The following is an 18,034-nucleotide window of genomic DNA, read 5'->3' as shown; positions in this document are numbered from 1 at the left end:
GCTTCTTGGTACGCATTGCAGGGTGTCCTCTCAGGGTGGGGAGCCGGCCGTTCGGAGAAGCCGGTTCGGCGAACCCGATCCGGGCGCCGGTCATGTGTTCGGTCTCCGGCCCGGGGTGGATGGGTCCGGGGCGAGATTCCCGCTCGACGCTCAGCCGTTCACGCGGAAGCGGCGGGTGTGCCACCCGGTGGCGCCGTCGGGCAGCGGGTCGGTGCGCTCCTCGGGCTGGGTCTCGCCGGTGCCGTCGGTGGCCCGCACCTTCACTGTGTGGAAGCCCGGGGTGGTCTCGAACGGAACGGTCCACTGCACCCACGTGTCCTTGTTCAGCGCCTCGGACAGCTCCGCCTCCTGCCAGTCCTCGTCGTCGATCTGGACCTCGACCTTCTGAATGCCTCGGGTCTGGGCCCAGGCCACGCCGCCGATCACGATCTGCCCGCCGTCGATCTTCGAGAGGCTCTTCGGGGTGTCGACGCGGCTCATGGTCTTGATCGGGGCCATCTCGGCGTAGCCCCGGGGCACCCAGTAGCTGTCGAAGGCGTCGAACGTGGTGACCTCGATCTCCTTTAGCCACTTGATGGCCGAGAGGTAGCCGTAGATGCCCGGGGTCACCAGGCGGACGGGGAACCCGTGGCTGAGGGGGAGGGGCTCGCCGTTCATGCCGATGGCCACGATGGCGTCGCGGTCATAGGCCGCTTCGAGCGGGAAGCCGCCGGTGTAGTCATCGGTCGAGCGCCCGACGACCTGATCGGCGCCGTCCTTCACCCCGGCCTCGTCGAGCAGCTCGGAGAGCGGGAAGCCGAGCCAGCGGGCGTTGCCGACCAGGTTGTCGCCGATCTGGTTCGACACGCAGGTCAAGGTGATGTCGTACTCACGCATCTCGCGCTGCAGGAGATCGTCCCAGGAGATGGTGAGCTCGTTGTCGACCATGCCCTTGACCGTGAGCTCATAGCCCTCGGTCTTCACCTGGGGAACGGTCAGGTTGATGTCGATGCGGTAGAAGTCGTCGTTGGGCGTGATGAAGGGGGTGACACCACGAGGGTTGGGCGCCACGGCGTCGGACACGCGCGGCAGGGACTCGACGGGCTGGGGCAGGGCCAGCTCCTCACGGCTCGCCGTCGCGCTGTTGCGCCCGGCCAAGAAGCGCCCGGCGCCGGCGGCCGCTCCGGCCAGGACGATCGTTGTCCCCGAGGCGATCAGGAACTGGCGGCGCGGCGCCATGTCGTCAGTCGGCTCATCCGCGGCGGAGTAGGCGTAGGGCTCATCCGCGAGGTTCGTCGCGTCGGCGTCGTGCTCATCGTCGGCGGGCGCGGCCGCGGAGGCGGCGCGGGGGCGGATCAGCACCATCAGGGCGCCGACGGCCGCGGCGGCACCCACCAGCGACGGCCACACCGCGATCAGCGGACTGACGTCCATCTCGCTGATGGTCGCCAGGACCCCGGCGAGGGAGACCAGCACGACGATGGCGGCCGCCAACTTGGGGCGGCGCCGGGCCAGCGGGCCGAGGGCCATGCCCAGCAGGGCGAGGATCACGAGCGTGCCGACGATCAGGGCCAGCTTGTCGTTGGTGCCGAAGGTCTCGATGGCGAAGTCCTTGGCCCCCGGCGGCACGTTGTCGATCACGTAGCCACCCACGGCCACCACGGGCGAGCCGGCGGAGCTGAAGATGCCGCCGACCAGCTCGCCGACGGCCACGCCGGCGGCGGCCGCGATCAGGCCAGCAAGAACTGCCCTGCCCGTGCCCTTCGCGGGACGGAGCTTTGCGAGGATCGATCGTGAGGGAGCCACATCTGGGGGTTCGACACCGACCCCCGTCGCGGACTGGACCGGTGTCAGCGCAGGCGCCACGGGCGGGTGGCCGCACCGTCGCGGATCGTAGCCACCCGCACCACGGCCTCGTCCTCGTCGGTGGGGGACCGGTGGCGGTTCGCGACGGCCCAGCAGGTGGACCACAGGCGCCAGACCTCGTCGAGGCGGCCCTGGCGCGCGGCGGCGGTGAGCGGCGCGCCGTAGGCAACGTCGAACGCCGTCCCGTCGGTCTCGGGTCGCCCGTACCAGCGGATCATGGCGGCCGTGGGCGCGGCGTCGAAGGCGCGGGGCCCCCACCCGGCGAGCTCGAGGTCGACGAGCACGGGGCCGTCGCGCCCGGCCACGACGTTGCCGGGGTGCAGGTCACCGTGGAGCACCGCACCCGGCGCGACGGGGACGATCGAATCGCAACACCGCAAACTGCCACCCTGGTGGGGCCCAACAGCCCAGCAGGGCGGCGGTTTCGCGGCACCCTCGCCGGACCCCGCGTCCGCCTCGGGCCGGGCCCGATCGACGGCGCCCTGCCACGCCGGTTCCAGTCGGGTGGCCTCGCCCCGGAGCACGTCCATGTCGTCGGCGTCGGTCGCGCCGTGGTGCGCCGCCGCATCGAGCTGGGCCAGGGCGGCGCCGACCGGGTCGCAGGCGACCAGCCCGCGCCGGTCGAGGGCGCCGGTGGCGCGGTGGAGGCGAGCGGCCAGGGCGCCGACGGTGGCGGCATCGACCGGGGCCGCGCCCTCCGCCCCGGCGATCTCCCGCCAGGCGGTGACCGACCAGCCGTCGATCGGGGCCGGGCCGGCCAGGCGACGCGCCGCCGGGACACCGGCATCGGCCAGCAGGGCGGCCACGGCCGCTTCGTCGCGCGGCGCCCGGGTGCCGGCGGGAACCGCGAACGTGCGTACCGCCGAAGCAGGGAACCGCACGACGTGGCGGCTGGCGGCCCGCACGACCTCGGCGCCGACCGGGTCGAGGCCGAACGTCGTCGCCAGGTCGTCGATCGACGGCGGGGCGGATGGCGGGGGAGCCGGGAGCGGGTGACGGGTGTGCACCCGGCGGTCGGGGTGGGGGGTCGGCCCGGCGGTGCCCGAGGGCACCGTCAGGCCGCCTCTCGGCGCGCGACCCAGTCGGCGACTATGGCGCCGAGCACCGGCAGGCTCACCGTCGACGAGCCGAGCACCGCGTCGTGGAAGCCGCTGATGTCGAAGCGGTCGCCGAGGGCACCGGCGGCGTCGGCCCGCAGACGCAGGATCTCTCGCTGGCCCACCTTGTAGCTGAGGGCCTGGGCCGGGATGGCCACGTAGCGGTCGACCTCGACGGTGATCTCGTCGACGCCGACGGGCATGTGGGCGACCATGAGGTCGATGGCCTGCTGGCGCGTCCATCCAAGGGCGTGCATCCCGGTGTCGACGACGAGGCGGCACGCTCGCCAGGCGTCGTTGACGAGCATCCCGATGCGATCGAGGTCGGTGGCGTAGAGCCCCATCTCATCCGCCAGGCGCTCGGTGTAGAGGGCCCAGCCCTCCACGAAGGCGGTGTGGCCGAAGCTGAAGCGCTGGAACGCCGGCAGGTCGGTGAGCTCCGACGCGATGGCGAGCTGGAGGTGGTGGCCCGGGATGGCCTCGTGGTAGGCGACCGAGGCGGTGTCGAACCGGTTGCGCTCGCCGGCGTCGTGGGTGTTCACGAAGTAGGTGCCGGGCCGGCTGCCGTCGGCCGCAGGCGGGAAGTAGTAGGCGGCGGGAGCATCGGCGGCGAGCACGTCAGGCACCGCCTTGACCTCACACGGGCTCTGGGGGAGCCGCCCGAACCACTGATCCATCTGGGCTCGGGCGGAGGTGAGGCAGCGGCGGGCGTCGTCGAGGGGCTCCTCGGGGCGGTCCGGGTCGTAGCGCAGGGCCGGGTCGGTGCGCAGCCGGTCGAAGATCTCGGTTCGGTCGGTGGTGCCGAAGAGGCGCGCCCCGACCTCGGCCATCTGCTCGTCGACGCGGGCGAGCTCATCGAGGCCGATCTGGTGGACCTCGGCGGGGTCGAGGTCGAGGCCTGTGTGAGAGCGGATCAGGAAGCGGTAGAGCTCGTCGCCGCCGGGGATGGAGCTGAGCCCAGGCTCGTCGTCGGAACGCGACACCGGCAGCAGCTCGTCGCGGAGCACCGCGCCGTAGCGGGCGAAGGCGGGGCGGATGACGTCGGCGGCCACGGTGCGCAGGTCGTCCCGCCACTGGTCCTCGCCGTCCCAGCCCTCCGGGCCGGCGAAGGTGGTGAAGGGGTCACCGTCGAGGGGTGAGGCGAGGTAGCCGTCGACCTGGTTGAGGGCCCGCTCCACCACCAGTCGCGGTGGGGTGCGGCCGGCGGCGACGCCGGCCCGGAAGCGCTCCGCGGCGGCGTCGAGCAGATCGCCGACCCGGCGGTGGCGCTCGACGAGGTCGAGGGCGTTCTGCGGCTCGGGCGCGTTGATCTGGGGGGCAGTGGTGAGCAGGCCGGCGTGCACGCCGTCCATCTGGTCGTAGCGCAGCTCGGCGGTGCGGTGCGCGATGTGGCCCAGGGCGTCGTCGAGGGTCTCGAGCAACAGGTCGCGGGTGACGCGCGCCGCGAGGTCGTCGTCGGCGATGTCGAGGTCGGCCACCCGCTGACGCAGCACGATCCACTGCACCTCCTGCTCAGCCTCGGCCGCGATCGAGATGTCCTCGATCTGGGTGTCGAACCGGCGATCGCCGAGGAAGGTCGCGTAGGTGGGGTTCACCCGCAACAAGGCCTCCCAGTACTCGTCGGCCACGGCGCGCAGGGGGGTGGTGGGGGACTCAGCCATGGCGACCATCATGCCGGTCGGCACGAGATCTGCGTCCCCATGTTGCGCGACGCGACGCGCCTGCGGTCTCGGGCCCGGGCGCGATCTGGGCGGCTCAGCCGCCAGATCGCGTCACAGCTCGACCGACCAGCCCGGCGGGGGTCGAGGTCAGGAACCCCGGATGCCGCGGAGGCCGGCCCAGGCCAGGTTGGCGACCCGGAGGGCCATGGCGTCGGGGTCCGGGGCGGCGTCGCCGAGTGACTGGCGGCTGGTGACCTCGGCGATGCCCACGATCCCGCGCGCCAGCACCAGGCGGTCCTGGTCGGACAAGCCCTCGACGTCGATCAGGGCCGCGATGGTGTGGGCGAAGGTCTCCTCGACCCGGAACACCGCCTCGGTGAGGTCACGGTCGCGACGACTGTCGGCGGTGAAGAGCAGGCGGTAGGCGTCGCGGTGCTCGGTGACGAACCGGAAGTACACCCGGAACCCGGCCTCGACCTGCTCCCGCGGTGACGACGCGTCGGCGGTGGCCTTGACCACGGCGCCCTCGAGGCGGTCGGCGACGTCGTCGACCAGCTCGAGGTAGAGGGCCCGCTTGGACCCGAAGTGCTGGTAGAGCACGGGCTTGGTGACCCCGGCGGCCTCGGCCACCCGGTCCATGGTCACCCCGCCGTAGCCGTGCTCGGCAAAGGTGGCCAGGGCGACGTCGAGCAGCTGGCGCCGCCGGGCCGCGGCGGGGAGGCGGGAGCCCATCGCCAGACGTTACTCAGATGTCCGGGCGAGCCCGGGCCCCGGGGGCGGGGGGAGGGGTGACCCCGGGACCCAGGCTCGCCGCGGTCTAGTGGGAGTGACGGATCACGGACCGGGCGACCTCGCCCGACTCCATGGCCTCGAAGGCTCCGTTCACGTCCTCGATCTGGATCTCCTTGCTGATCAGCTCGTCGAGCTTCAGCTCACCGTCCTGCCACAGCTTGATGAGCTTGGGGACGTCGCGCTGCACGTCCGCGGAACCGTACCAGCAGCCCTTCACCGACTTGTTCAGGTAGAGGAAGGTGAAGGCGGCGTTGAAGGTGAGCATGACATCCATGCGGGGCACCCCCACGATGACGGCCTCACCGCCGGGGCGCAGCATGTCGACCGCGGCGGTGATCGTGGCCTCGAGCCCGATGGCCTCGAAGGCGACGTGCACTCCCTTCTGGGTGAGCGCCATGACCTGGCCGACGGTGTCCCCGTCGTCAGGGTTCACCATGTCGGTGGCCCCGAACTGCTTGGCCATGTCGAGCTTGGATGCGAACTTGTCGACCGCGATGATCCGCGCCGCGCCGGCGATGCGGGCGCCCTGGATCACGTTGAGGCCGACGCCGCCGCAGCCGATGACGGCGACGGTGTCGCCGGGCTGGATCGAGGCGGTGTTGAGCGCGGCGCCCACCCCGGTGAGCACCCCGCAGCCGATCAGGGCGGCGATGTCGAGGGGCACGTCCGGGGCGATCTTCACGACGCTGATCTCGGGCACGATGGCGACCTCGCCGAAGGTGCCGAGGCAAGCCATCTGGTGGAGGGCGGCGCCATCGGAGGTGAGGCGGGTGGTGCCGTCGAGCAGGCCGCCGGCGGCCTGCATCGCGGAGGTCTCACAGATGTAGGGCTGGCCTCGCAGACATGCCTCGCACACCCCGCACTTGGGCACGAACGACAGCACCACGTGATCGCCGGTGGCGACCGTGGTGACCGCCTCGCCGACCTCCTCGACGACCCCTGCGCCCTCGTGGCCGAGGACGATGGGCGTCGGCAGCGGGATGGTGCCGTTCTGGACCGAGAGGTCGGAGTGGCAGACGCCGGAGGCGGCGACCCGCACCCGCACCTCGCCGGGCCCGGGAGGAGCGATCTGAACGTCGTCTCGGATCTCCAGATCGGCTCCGACACCGGTGAGAACTGCAGCCTTCATGCGTGCCTCCAGGGGCGCCTCGGCAGGACGGTCCGCACTGTAGTCGACGATCCTGACCCACGGGTCAAGGGCGCGGCCCACGAGCCCCTAAGGTGACCTCTGCCACTCTCTCACGGAGGTCTCCCATGCCCGTCGTCGCCGAGATCCAGACCCTGCTCGACCTGGTGGCCGCCAGCCCCGTCGACTTCGACACGATCAGGCCCGACGAGCTGCGGGCGCTGTTCGCCGCCGGTGCCGTGACCGACGGCGAGCCGGTGCCGGTCGGCTCGGTCGAGGACCGCGCCGTGCCCGGACCGGGAGGCAACATCCCGGTGCGGGTCTACCGGCCCGAGGGCGCCGAGGTGGCTCCGGTCGTGGTCTGGTACCACGGCGGAGGGTGGGTGATCGGGAGCCTCGACACCGTCGATGCCACCGCCCGCAAGCTGTGCGCCCGGGCCGGTGTGGTCGTGGTCTCGGTCGACTACCGCCTGGCGCCCGAGCACCCCTACCCCGCCGGCCCCGACGACGCCTGGGCCGCGCTGACCTGGGTCGCGGGCCACGCCGCGGAGATCGGAGCCGACCCCTTCCGGCTGGCGGTGGGAGGCGACTCGGCCGGGGGCAACCTTGCGGCCCTGGTCGCCATCCGGGCTCGCGACGAGGGCGCTCCCCTGATCCGCCACCAGCTCCTCGTCTACCCGGCCACCGACCTGACGATGGTTCATCCGTCGATCACCGAGAACGGCGACGGCTACTTCCTCACCCAAGCGAGCATGGAGTGGTTCGAGGACCAGTACCTCGGCGCCCGGCGCGAGCATGGTGACCCCACCTCGCCCGAGGTCTCGCCGCTGCACGCCCCGGACCTCGCCGGGGTGGCCCCGGCCCAGGTGCTCACCGCCGAGTTCGACCCGCTGCGCGACGAGGGCGACGCGTACGCGGCCAAGCTGGCCGCCGCCGGCGTGGCTGTCCAGCACGTGCCCCACGTCGGGATGATCCACGGCTTCTTCGCCATGGGTGCCATCTCGCCCGACGCCGACGCCGCGTGCGTCGCCGCCGCCGACGGCCTTCGGGCCGCGCTCCACGACTGAGATGAGAGGGCCCGCCGGCGCCGAGCCGACCGCCGCTACCAGTCGTCGTTGCGGTCGGCGCGGTCCGCAGCCTTCACGCCGTAGCCGAACACCAGGGCGGGGGCGAGGACGAGCGAGCCGATCACGATGCTGGCCACGATCACGTTGATCGCCCACTGCTCGAAGCCGACCGTAAAGCCGACGAAGAACACGACGACGGCCAGGCCGAAGAGCCCGTAGCCCAGACGTTGGCCTCGACTCACCCACGCTGCGATGCGGCGGCGCTCGGCCAGCACCGGGTCCTCGGCCGTCGCCGGCGCCGCGGGGCCATCGGTCGGGGACGGGTCGGCCACCGCAACAGCCTGGCGCTCGGGTCGCCACGCAGGCCAGCCCGACCCGACACCGGCTGGTGAACTGGCTCCCCGCTACCGTGCGCGCCCGTGACGGTCGCCGTGTGCCTGCCCGCACTGGACGAGCAGGACCAGATCGGCACCACCCTCGCGGCCCTGCTGCCGCTCGTGGCCTCGGGCGAGGTCCAGCGCGTGGTCGTGTTCGACGGCGGGTCGTGTGACGCGACGGCATCGATCGCCCGGGCGTCGGGCGCCGATGTCGTGGCCACCGCCGAGCTCCGCCGTGACCTCGGGCCCGTGCGGGGCAAGGGCGACTCGGTGTGGCGCGGGCTCGGAACGGTGACCGAGGACATCGTGGTGCTGCTCGACGCGGACCTGATCGCCGATGTGGCCGGCTTCGCCCGTCGCCTGGTCGCCCCGCTGCGGGCCGACCCGGCGATCGCCTTCGCCAAGGGCTCCTTCGTGCGCCTCCGGGTCGACGGCGTCACCCCTTCCGACGAGGGCGGGCGGGTCTCGGAGCTGGTGGCGCGGCCCCTCCTCTCGCTGCTCGTGCCCGAGGTCGCCCACCTGCAGGTGCCGCTCAGCGGTCAGGTCGCCATCCGCCGCTCGCTGCTCGAGCGCATCCCACTGGCCACCGGGTACGGCCTCGAGATCGCCATGCTCATCGAGGTCGTCGCCGCCGTGGGGACCGACGCGCTGCGCGAGGTCGACCTGGGCGAGGCCCGCAACCCCCCACAGTCCCTGGCCGACCTGGGCCGCATGTCGGCCGAGGTCATCGTCGGGCTGTTCCGGGCCCTCGCCGCGACCGACCGCCTGTCGGTCCCGGGCGGGAGCGGGCCGACGCTCGACGCCCTGGTGGCGCCCGACCACCCGGCCAGTCGCGCCGTCATCCTCCGGCCGCCTCTCCGCTGACCGGACCCCTTCCCGGCCGTACCGCCCTGGGCGGCCGCAGTCTCAGCAATCGAGGGTTGCGGCGGCGACGGCACAGAGCAGGTGGCGGCGATCACCCTCGATGGCGCCGAGGCGGCGCACGAGCATCGACCTGGGGAACGGCCGGATGTTGTCGAAGCTGGCGACGGACTCGTACGGCAGCCCCTCGGCCCCGCCGACCGGCAGCTCGCTGGGAACGCCGCGTCGACGGCGGGTCACCGGCGCGACGAGCACGCGCGCCATGACGGCGTTGGCCGCGTCGCGGCTGACGACGAGGAAGGGTCGGCCCTTCTCCTCGGGTGTCTCGCCCCACCACAGCTCGCCACGGGCTACCACCAGCGTTCCCACGGCTCGTCCTCGATGGCCTCGACCGCGAGCCGAGTGGCCTCTCCGAGAGCGTCGTCGGGGTGGCGGGCGAACCCGGCGACGAAGGCCTCGTCGATGCGGGCCCGCTCGGCGTCGCGAACGACTCTCCGGATGCCGTCTCGCACCGCCTCCGAGCGGCTGGCGAAGCGTCCCTCTCCGACCAGGTGGTCGAGCCGGACGACGAGCTCGTCAGGGAGCTTGATCGCGAGCTGGGTGGTCATGCCCGCAGCATACCGCAGCGCACCACCGGGCGGTTGCGGACAGTGACCGGGGGGCGATGTTCCTTGCTGCCATGCGAGCGAGCAACCATCGACAAGGCAGGCCGATTGGTGATCCCCAAGCAGCTGCGCGACCGCCTCGGCCTCGGCCCCGGCGAAGTCGACGTGACGGCCGACGGAGCGGTCCTACGGGTCGAGGCGCGGGCCGTGGAGTCCCTCGACGAGCACGACGGACGTTTGGTGATCCCCCGCAGCGGAGTCCCGCTCGACGACGCCGCCGTCCGGGCGCTCCGCGACGCCGATCAGCGGTGACCGGAGCGGACGCCCTGGTCGACACCAGCGTTGCCGTCGCCTTCGTCGTCGCCGACCACGATCACCACGAGATGGTGGTCGAGGCCTTGTCCGGGCGCCGGCTCGGCCTCGCCGGGCATGCCGCCTTCGAGACCTTCTCGGTCCTGACCCGACTGCCCGCGCCGCTGCGACGCGTCCCCGCATCGCTCGACCGGCTGCTCGCCACCAACTTCCCGCACAGTCGCTTCCTCGGCCCCGAAGGCGCAGCCCTGCTCCTGACCCGGCTCGCCGCGGCCGGCATCGCCGGCGGATCGGTGAACGACGCACTGGTGGGTGCGGTGGCCGTGGAACACGACCTGCCGCTCGCGACCCGCGACCGTCGGGCCCTCGACACCTACGGCCTGCTCGGGGCCGAGGTCGAGCTGATCGGCTGACCCGGACAGGCACGAGCGCGCCGCCGTCGAACTGGTCGTCGGGGCGACGCCCCGGAGGCCGGGCGCGGGACCTCAGCCGTTCGGTGGGGTGGCAGCCTGGCTGGCGGCGGTGCGGCGGAGCTCGGGGGCGAGGAGGAGGTCCCGAGCGACGGCCACCTGGCCCTGAAGGGCTCCGAGCACGTGCAGGAACCGGGCCGCGCCGAGCACGTCGTGGACCCGGAAGATCCGCCCCGGCGCGGCGAGGACGGCGAGGGCGGCGAGGGTGCCGTCGCGCCGCTCGGCGGGCGGAGTCCCGGTGAGGGCGCCGATGAAGTCCTTGCGGGAGACGGCCAGCAGCAGGGGCCGGCCGTCGGGGTTGACCTCGTCGAGGCGGCGGAGCACCTCGACGGTCTGGTGCGGCGTCTTGGCGAAGTCGGGCCCGGGATCGAGGATGATCGCCTCGGGTGCCACCCCTCGGGCGACGGCCTCGGCCGACCTCTCCGCCAGGAACGTCCGCACGTCGTCGACCACATCCGCGTAGGCGTAGGGGTCCGTCATCCGCACCTTGGGCCGCGACCGGTTGTGCATGACCACCAGGGCGCCGCGGCGCGCCGCGGTCACCTCGGCGATGTCGGGGTAGAGCAGCCCACTGGTGTCGTTGACGATCGACGCCCCGGCGGCGAGGGCGGCGTCGGCGACGAGTGGCTTGTAGGTGTCGATCGAGATGGCGACGCCCGAGTGCGCGGCCCGGACGGCCTCGATCAGCGGGACGACCCGGGCGATCTCCTCGTCGGGGTCGAGCTCGGGGACGCCGGTGATGCCGGACTGCCCGCCCACGTCGATGACATCGGCGCCGGCCTCGACCAGCTCGGTGGCCCGGGCGGCACGGGCCTCGGTGGTGGGGTAGCGACCGGCATCGGAGAATGAGTCGGGGGTGGCGTTCACCACCCCCATCAGCAGCGGGCGGTCGAGCGGGAGCTCGATGCCCCCCGCCGCCAGGGACGAGGAGGAGGTCGCGGTCATCGTCCCTGGTTGAGCCGGGCGTGGATGTCCTTGGTCGCCTTGTAGGTGGCGAGGAACGCGTCGTAGAGCTCGTCGTAGACCTCGGCGGTCGAGGGGTCGGGGGTGAACTCCTTCTCGACCGCGACGAGCCCGTCGATCTCCTCGGCGGTGATGCGGCCCAGGGCCACCGCAGCCACCAGGGCGACGCCTCGGGCGCCGGCGTGGTGGTAGTCCTCGACCCGACGGATGGGACGGCGCATCACATCGGCGTGGATCTGGCACCACAGATCAGAGCGGGCCCCTCCACCGATGACCACGATGGGACCGAGGGGCTTCTTGGTGAAGGCCTCGACCACCTCGAGCAGCCAGCGGGAGTTGTAGGCGACCCCCTCGAGGATCGAGCGCAGCATGTCGGCCCGGTCGTGGGCCAGGCTGAGGTTGGTCCAGCCACCGCGGATGGTGTGGTCGTCGACGGGGGTGCGCTCGCCGTTGAGCCAGGGCAGGTAGATCAGCTTGTTGCTGCCGGCCGGCGCGTTCGCCGCCACCTCGTTGAGCTCGCCGAGGTCGGCCACCAGGCGCAGCTGGTCGCGAGCGTGGAGCAGGCAGGCCCCGGCGGCCTCGTGCTCGTTGGCGAGGAAGTACTTGCCGGGCAGGGCGGCGGGAAACGCAGCCATGCTGTTGCGGATGTCGGTCCGCTTCTCGGGCAGGTGGAAGCTCAGCCACGACGACGTGCCCAGGTACAGGTGAGGCTCGTAGTCCTTCACCGCCCCGCAGCCGACGACCGCAGCGTGGACGTCGCCCATGGCCGTGGTGACGGGGAGCTCCGCGGCGATGCCCCACTCCCCAGCGACCGATGCGAGCAGCGGACCGACGACCGTCGCGGACCCGACGAGCGGCGGGAGCTTGGCCTTGTCGACGCCGGTCCACGCCAGCAGCTGCGGGTCGTAGTGGACGTCGTCGCGGTTGCGGTTGTCGGTGAGCCAGTGCATCACCACGCAGTCATGAGAGGTCACGGCCCGGCCGGTGAGGCGCAGGTTCAGGTAGTCCGCAGGCTCGAGGAAGCGCTCGGCCGCGTCGTAGACCTCGGGGCGCTGGTCCTTCAACCACAGGATGTGGGCGAGGGAGTCCTTGCCCGAGTGGCTGGGCGCGCCGCCGGTCAGCTGGATCCAGCGCTTGAGGCGCCGGGGGTCGTAGCCCATGACGTTGATCCGCCCGCTGACCGCCTCGGCGATCTGAGGGGCGCCCCGGCTGTCCATCCAGATGATGGAGTTGCCGATGGCCTTGCCCTCGTGGTCCACGGCCACCGTTCCGGTCCAGTGGGAGGTGACGGCGACGGCGATCAGCGACGCGGCCTCCTCCGGCGCGGCGGCCACCAGGCGACCGACGGCAGTGCTGATGGCCCGCCACCAGTCGTCGGGGTCCTGCTCGACGCCGTCGGGCGGTTCGAGGATGAGGCTGGTGGTCTCCACCTCGTGGGCCACCACCCGGCCCCGCAGGTCGACGAACGCCACCTTGGGGCCGCCCGTGCCCAGGTCGATGGCGAGGATGTGGTCGGCGGTCACGGTTTCCCCCGGCTGCAGGTCGGACTCTGCCGGCCGACCCTACGCGCAGCCGTGGGCCCCCGATCGCCCGCGGGTGGGTCGGCGTCGGTCGCGGTTCGCTCCCTCCCCCGTACTGGTAGCGAGATCGGGGGTCCGAGCCCCCAGATCGCGTACCAGTTCGGGGTGGGATGGGGTGGGGTGGCCACAGGACGGGACGGGTCGGGGGAGGAGGCATGCTGGGCCGGTGACCGTGGCGGCCCTGGTTCTCCTTGCCGTCGGGATCACCGGGGCGGTGGTGCAGCTGCGGCGTCCGGTGCTGGTCGTGGTGCCCCTCGGCGCCGCCGCGTTCGCGTTGGCGGCGGGCCTCGTCGACGTCGGCGCGACCCGGGCCGTGCTCGACGACCTGGTGGAGCCGCTCGCGTTCCTCCTGACCGCGGTGCCCCTGGCGGTGCTGCTCGACGAGTTGGGCGTGTTCGAGGCCGTGGCCCGACGGCTCCCGGTCCGCTGGCTGGCGCCCGGCCTGTGGGTCATCGGCGCCGCCACCGTCACGCTGGTCAACCTCGACGCCGCGGTGGTGCTGCTGACCCCCGTGGCGATCCGTGGCGCCCGGCGCGCCGGGCTCGACCCGATGGGTCTCGCCCTCCAGCCGGCCCTGCTCGCGTCCTTGGCGTCGTCGACGCTGCCGGTGTCGAACCTGACGAACCTGATCGCCGAGCAGCGCGACCCCCGGGGGCCGGGCGCCTACCTGGTCACGCTCGGGCCGCCGACGCTGGCCGCGTTGGTGGTCGGTTACGGGCTCTGGTGGGTGTGGTGGCGGCCGGTGCCGCAGCGGGTCGCGATGGTTGTCGTCGCCGTGGGAGCGCCAGGCCCGTTGATCGGACCGTCTGCGTGCGCCGAGCAGGCCGACGTAGGCGACGGTTCCGTGGCGGTCGCCGACCGCGAGGCGCTCGTGATCGGCGCGCTCGTCGGCGGCGTGCTGCTGGTGGGCTTCACCGTGGGCGATGCGCTCGGGGCACCGCCCTGGCTGGTGGCGACGGTCGTGTTGCTGGGGCTGGCCCTTCGGGCCCAGCGGCTGCCGCTGGCGGCCGTCCCCTGGACCAGTGCGCTGACCGTGATCGGGCTGGCGGTGCTGGCCGTGGCCGCGGCCGAGCAGGTCGATCTCGGCGCCGTGCTCGGCCCGGGCGACGGGGCCCTGGCGACGGCGCGCATCGTGGGCGTGGGTGCGATCGCCGCGAACCTGACCAACAACCTGCCGGCCTTCCTCGCCGGCCTACCCGCCCTGCCTGACGGTGATCGGGCCCGCTGGGCCTGGCTGCTCGGCGTCAACGCGGGACCGACGGTGCTCGTGACCGGCTCGCTGGCGGGGATGCTCTGGCTCGATGTCGCCCGCCGCAACGGTCTCGACGTGACCTGGCGACACTTCCTGAGCGCCGGTGGGCGCGTCGGCGTCCCCGCCCTCGTCGCCGCGACTGCGGTCCTGGCCCTCCTCGGCCCGTAGGCCCGTTCCTCCTCCGAGGTACTGGTAGGGAGATCGGGGGTGGGAGCCCCCAGATCGCCGACCAGTTCGGGGTGGGTCGTGGTGCTCCGCCGTACTGGTGGGGAGATCGGGGGTCCGGGCACCCAGATCGCCGACCAGTTCGGTGGTGGGCGACGCGGCGGGGCTCGGTCCCGGTGGTCGCTGCGGGGTGACCGGTAGGGTCCGCGGCCGTGGACTCCCCGTCGCCGGACATCCAGGTCGCCCTCACCGATGGCATCGCCCGCGTCACGATCACCCGCGAGGAGAAGCGCAACGCCCTGTCCTGGGAGGCGATCGCCGCGCTGCGTGCCGTCACGGCCCAGGTTCGTGCTGAGCCCGAGGCGCGGGTGATGGTGCTGACCGGTGCCGGCGACAAGGCGTTCTGCGCCGGCGCCGACCTGGGGGCCATGGCCACCGACGGGGCCACGGACCCGGCCGCCGTCCACGCCGCTCGGGGTGAGCTGGCCGGGCTGTTCAACGACCTGTGGGCGCTGGGCAAGCCCACCGTCGCCCGGGTGCGGGGCTTCGCCCTGGCCGGTGGCTTCGGCCTGGCCTGTGCCTGCGATCTCGTCGTCGCCGCCGACGATGCCACCTTCGGCGCCCCGGAGGTCGACGTGGGCCTGTGGCCCCACATGATCACCGTGCCCCTCGTCCGGTCCATGGCCCCCAAGCGGGCCCTGGAGCTGATGATGACGGGACGGAGGGTCGACGCCATCGAGGCTGAGCGCATCGGCTTCGTCACCCGCGTGGTGCCGGTGGCCGAGCTCGACGAGACGGTCGACGTGTTGGCCGCCACGCTCGCCTCCAAGTCGCCCACGGCGTTGCGCCTTGGCCGCGATGCGTTCTACGCCACCTGGGACATGGCCGCGGCCGAGGCCTTGGCCGTCCTGCACCCGCTGCTGACCGTCACCGCCTCGACCGACGATGCGGCCGAGGGCCTCGCCGCGTTCCGCGAGCGGCGCCCGCCTCGCTGGACCGCCGATCGTTGACCCGGTCGTCCCCGCCCGGAGCGCCCGTTGTCGGCAGGCTCCGCGGGAAGCGCCGCGAAGCCCCGTCGACGGTCGGGCCGGTGCGAGATGATGGGAAGATCGCTGCGAAGGTCTGGAAGTCGGTCATCTCGGACCGATGGTCGGAGGTGAGCGCTGATCGCCCTCCGGCGTCGCTTCCGCTTCGTCTGAGAGGCCGAGCGGCCGAGCGGCCGAGCGGCCGATGGGTTTGGCCGCCGACGCACCGCGGCACCCTCGCCCGATGCACCGCCTCGGAGGACACCGCCGACCCCGACGACCTTGTCGATGTCGATGACGCCCCCTCCCGTCGATCCACCCGCTGCTGTCGATCCACCCGCTCCTGTCGATCCGCTCGCCCCGCGGCTCGCGCTGCCGCCGGTCCGACTGGCCGCGCCAACCGGGCCCCCACCCGAGCCCCGCTCACTCGCCGGCCGAGCCCTCGTCTCGATCGCCCTGCTGGCCGGCGTGTTCGTCCTCTCCGCGGTGGTCGTCGCCGCCCTCGTCGGGATCAACGTGGCCGTCTTCGCCGCCGGGCGCATCGTGCCGTACCTGGTGATCATCACCCTCGGCGTGGTCGTCGCCCTCGTTCGGGGCCTGGTCTCAGCGGTGCGCCGACCGCCCGATCCGACCGACGAGGTCGAGGTGCCGGTCGACGACGAGCCCGAGCTGCACGCGGAGGTCCGGCGCCTGGCCGAGGCCTCCGGCACCCGGCCCCCCGACCGCATCGTCGTGGTGCGCGAGGTGAACGCGTACGTGAGTGAGTTCGGGCCCCTGCTCGGGCTCGTCTCCGGGCGTCGGACACTGGGCATCGGCACGCCCCTCCTCGACGGCCTCGACGTGACCCAGCTGCGGTCCGTCCTGGCCCACGAGCTGGGCCACCTGGCCGGCGGTGACACGCGCATGGGGCCGCTCACCTACCGCACCGACCAGGTGCTGTCGCGCATCATCACCACCCTCCGCAACGGGATCGTGGCCCGCGTCTTCGCCTGGTACTGGCACCTGCAACGCCGCGTCAGCAGCCGGGTGCGGCGCAGCCAGGAGGTCGTCGCCGACCGCGCCGCGGTGCGGGTGGCCGGCCGCCAGGCAACCGCGGATGCCCTGCGTGCCGTCGAGGTGCTGGCCCACGTCGACGGCTACGTGACCAGCGCCTACCTGGCGCCCCTCGTCGAGTCCGGCCACCGGCCCGACGACCTCACCGGGGGCTTGCGCGGGGTGCTGGCCGACCCGCCGACGGTCGCGTCGATCATCACCACGATCGATGCCGCCCGGCCGGCGGTCGACCCCCTCGCGTCGCACCCGCCCACCCCGGAGCGCATCGCCCGCATCGCCGAGCTGGCCGACGAGCAGCCGGTGGCCCACGACCACCGGGCGGCCCGGTGCCTGCTCCGCGACCCCGAGCGCTGGGTGGTGGCCGCCGGCGAAGCGTGGTTCGCGTCGGTGACCGACAGCCGTCCGCTGCGCCCTGTGCCCTGGGTCGCCCACGCCGAGCTGGTGGCCCGCGTCCAGCAGGAGGCTCGCGCCACCGAGGCCGACGCCGCCCTGGCCCGGATCGGCCTGGCGCCCGGCCTCCCCGGCGTGCACGCCGCGCTGACCAGTGGGCGCGATCGGGAGCTGGCGGCCTCGCTCGTGTCCGGGGGGTGGCGCACCGGGGCCGACAGCGAGCGCTCGGTGCTGCTCGCTGCGGCGACGATTGCGGTCGCCGCCCGCCACGCCGTCGCCGCCGGCGGTCACCGCTGGGCGCTGTCGTGGGCCTCACCGGTCGCCCTCCAGGACGCCTCCGGGCGGGTCGTCGCCCTCGGACCCCTGGTGGACGAGGCGGTGGCGGGCCGGTGGGACGGGCTGCTCGCCGAGGTCGTGCCCCCTGCGCCCGGTCCGTCGACGCCGGCGACGGGCGGGTCCGCCGAACCGGTCGACCCGGCCGGGCGGTCCGGGGCGAACCCGGGCGCTGCGTACCCGGGCGCTGCGTACCCGGGTGCTCCGTACCCGGGCGCTGCGTACCCAGGCACGGCCAACCTGGGCGCGGCGGTGGGTCCGCCCCCTCCGCCGGTCGCACCACCCATGGCGGCCGCACCCTCCCTGGCGTCCCCGACCCCGCCGGTGCCACCTCAGCCGCCCTTCGTGGCCACGCCCGAGGGCGGCTTCGTCGCCGAGCTCTCGGGCCGGGTCGGGCGGTCGACCACGATCGGGGTCGACCTCGCGGGGATCTCCCTCGACGGCGTCGCCGTTGCCTACGACCGCATCGCCCACGTCCGCCTCGCGCTCAAGGCCGAGCAGGCGGCCATCGGACCGAGCCGGCAGGTCAACGTCCGCGTCGAGCTCGACACCGTCGAGGGCGCCCGCGTGGCGGCCTCGGCCCGCGCCGCCATGTCGCCGGGGAAGGCCGACGCCAACCTGGCGACCTTCGGGTTCCTGTGGGACCTCTTCTCCGCCACGTGCGGGGTGGCCCACCGGGTCGAGATCGGCGAGCGCCTGGCCCGCGGTGAACCGGTCGAGCTGGCCGGCCTCACGGTGTCCTCGGCGGGCCTGACGATCGGCCGGCGCGAGCGTCAGTACCCCTGGTCCGACGTGGGCGACCCGGTCCTGCAGCCCCCGTCGATCCTGGTGCCGTGCGGGGCGCGGGTCGAGCAGGTCGGCCTCGACGAGCGCGACGCCTACCTGCTCACCGCCCTCCTGCCCGCCTTGCGCGCCCGGTTCGCCTAATGGGGGTCGACCAGGTCGGTTAGGACTTGGTCCCGAGCCCGCTGGCCGGTGAGCACTTTCGTCGCCTGAGATTCGATCTCTGGGTTCAGAGCGTGCCCCGGCTGGTTGGTGAGGGTTGCCTGTAGCACCGATG

At 73.3% G+C, this 18,034-nt stretch carries 17 protein-coding genes; 7 read left to right on the top strand and 10 right to left on the bottom strand.

The features are described from left to right. Window positions 1–150 precede the first annotated feature (150 nt). The 5 genes from VNL12_RS15955 to VNL12_RS15935 all read right to left on the bottom strand — a co-directional run bounded on the left by VNL12_RS15955 (window position 151) and on the right by VNL12_RS15935 (window position 6,524). Window positions 151–1,692: a molybdopterin-dependent oxidoreductase gene (locus VNL12_RS15955; RefSeq protein WP_325595933.1), complete on the bottom strand. Its 1,542-nt coding sequence runs from the start codon at window positions 1,690–1,692 to the stop codon at window positions 151–153. A gap of 137 nt (window positions 1,693–1,829) precedes the next feature. Further along, window positions 1,830–2,897 (bottom strand): phosphotransferase, encoded by a 1,068-nt coding sequence (locus tag VNL12_RS15950; protein ID WP_325595932.1) that lies wholly within the window; start codon window positions 2,895–2,897, stop codon window positions 1,830–1,832. 2 nt (window positions 2,898–2,899) lie between these two features. Further along, window positions 2,900–4,603, bottom strand: coding sequence for a DUF885 domain-containing protein (locus tag VNL12_RS15945; RefSeq protein WP_325595931.1), 1,704 nt, complete (start codon window positions 4,601–4,603; stop codon window positions 2,900–2,902). Between the two features lie 147 nt (window positions 4,604–4,750). Next, window positions 4,751–5,335, bottom strand: coding sequence for a TetR/AcrR family transcriptional regulator (locus VNL12_RS15940; protein ID WP_325595930.1), 585 nt, complete (start codon window positions 5,333–5,335; stop codon window positions 4,751–4,753). An 85-nt stretch (window positions 5,336–5,420) separates the two neighbouring features. Continuing rightward, the gene (locus VNL12_RS15935; protein WP_325595929.1) at window positions 5,421–6,524 is read right to left on the bottom strand and encodes a Zn-dependent alcohol dehydrogenase; all 1,104 of its coding nucleotides are present in this window, start codon (window positions 6,522–6,524) and stop codon (window positions 5,421–5,423) included. Window positions 6,525–6,649: 125 nt separating this feature from the next. Here VNL12_RS15935 and VNL12_RS15930 point away from each other — a divergent pair, with 125 nt between their 5' ends. Beyond that, the gene (locus VNL12_RS15930) at window positions 6,650–7,588 is read left to right on the top strand and encodes an alpha/beta hydrolase (protein ID WP_325595928.1); all 939 of its coding nucleotides are present in this window, start codon (window positions 6,650–6,652) and stop codon (window positions 7,586–7,588) included. Window positions 7,589–7,623: 35 nt separating this feature from the next. Here the strand turns inward: VNL12_RS15930 and VNL12_RS15925 are convergent, their stop codons facing one another. Next, entirely contained in the window at window positions 7,624–7,920 is a 297-nt protein-coding gene (locus VNL12_RS15925) for a hypothetical protein (protein ID WP_325595927.1), read from the bottom strand. Window positions 7,921–8,007: 87 nt separating this feature from the next. On the opposite strand from VNL12_RS15925, the gene VNL12_RS15920 reads away from it, so the two are divergent. Then, window positions 8,008–8,829 carry a glycosyltransferase gene (locus VNL12_RS15920; protein ID WP_325595926.1) on the top strand — a complete coding sequence of 274 codons (822 nt, stop codon included), beginning with the start codon at window positions 8,008–8,010 and terminating at the stop codon, window positions 8,827–8,829. A gap of 42 nt (window positions 8,830–8,871) precedes the next feature. Here VNL12_RS15920 and VNL12_RS15915 read toward each other — a convergent pair whose 3' ends face one another. Together VNL12_RS15915 and VNL12_RS15910 are read right to left on the bottom strand one after the other, a co-directional pair. Beyond that, complete coding sequence (locus tag VNL12_RS15915; protein WP_325595925.1) at window positions 8,872–9,195, bottom strand: type II toxin-antitoxin system PemK/MazF family toxin; 324 nt, start codon at window positions 9,193–9,195, stop codon at window positions 8,872–8,874. Beyond that, window positions 9,177–9,434: a ribbon-helix-helix domain-containing protein gene (locus VNL12_RS15910; protein ID WP_325595924.1), complete on the bottom strand. Its 258-nt coding sequence runs from the start codon at window positions 9,432–9,434 to the stop codon at window positions 9,177–9,179. Before VNL12_RS15910 ends, VNL12_RS15915 begins: the two co-directional genes overlap by 19 nt. A gap of 42 nt (window positions 9,435–9,476) precedes the next feature. Here VNL12_RS15910 and VNL12_RS15905 point away from each other — a divergent pair, with 42 nt between their 5' ends. After that, window positions 9,477–9,743, top strand: coding sequence for an AbrB/MazE/SpoVT family DNA-binding domain-containing protein (locus tag VNL12_RS15905; RefSeq protein ID WP_349257865.1), 267 nt, complete (start codon window positions 9,477–9,479; stop codon window positions 9,741–9,743). After that, entirely contained in the window at window positions 9,740–10,156 is a 417-nt protein-coding gene (locus VNL12_RS15900) for a type II toxin-antitoxin system VapC family toxin (protein WP_325595922.1), read from the top strand. The genes VNL12_RS15905 and VNL12_RS15900 overlap by 4 nt, the downstream gene beginning before the upstream one ends. A gap of 72 nt (window positions 10,157–10,228) precedes the next feature. Here the strand turns inward: VNL12_RS15900 and folP are convergent, their stop codons facing one another. Together folP and VNL12_RS15890 are read right to left on the bottom strand one after the other, a co-directional pair. After that, on the bottom strand, window positions 10,229–11,158 hold the full coding sequence (folP, locus tag VNL12_RS15895) for a dihydropteroate synthase (RefSeq protein WP_325595921.1): 930 nt from the start codon (window positions 11,156–11,158) through the stop codon (window positions 10,229–10,231). Beyond that, window positions 11,155–12,699 (bottom strand): FGGY-family carbohydrate kinase, encoded by a 1,545-nt coding sequence (locus VNL12_RS15890; RefSeq protein ID WP_325595920.1) that lies wholly within the window; start codon window positions 12,697–12,699, stop codon window positions 11,155–11,157. The genes folP and VNL12_RS15890 overlap by 4 nt, the downstream gene beginning before the upstream one ends. Before the next feature lie 223 nt (window positions 12,700–12,922). Here VNL12_RS15890 and VNL12_RS15885 point away from each other — a divergent pair, with 223 nt between their 5' ends. The 3 genes from VNL12_RS15885 to VNL12_RS15875 all read left to right on the top strand — a co-directional run bounded on the left by VNL12_RS15885 (window position 12,923) and on the right by VNL12_RS15875 (window position 17,901). Continuing rightward, entirely contained in the window at window positions 12,923–14,176 is a 1,254-nt protein-coding gene (locus VNL12_RS15885) for an ArsB/NhaD family transporter (protein WP_325595919.1), read from the top strand. Window positions 14,177–14,385: 209 nt separating this feature from the next. Continuing rightward, window positions 14,386–15,183 (top strand): enoyl-CoA hydratase/isomerase family protein, encoded by a 798-nt coding sequence (locus VNL12_RS15880; RefSeq protein ID WP_325595918.1) that lies wholly within the window; start codon window positions 14,386–14,388, stop codon window positions 15,181–15,183. 309 nt (window positions 15,184–15,492) lie between these two features. Continuing rightward, window positions 15,493–17,901, top strand: a complete 2,409-nt coding sequence (locus tag VNL12_RS15875; protein ID WP_325595917.1) for a M48 family metallopeptidase — start codon at window positions 15,493–15,495, stop codon at window positions 17,899–17,901. The last annotated feature ends 133 nt before the right edge of the window (window positions 17,902–18,034 follow it).

The organism is Iamia sp. (assembly GCF_035575815.1).
Taxonomy (GTDB): Bacteria; Actinomycetota; Acidimicrobiia; order Acidimicrobiales; family Iamiaceae; genus Iamia.
This window is presented reverse-complemented; position numbering and strand designations above follow the sequence as displayed.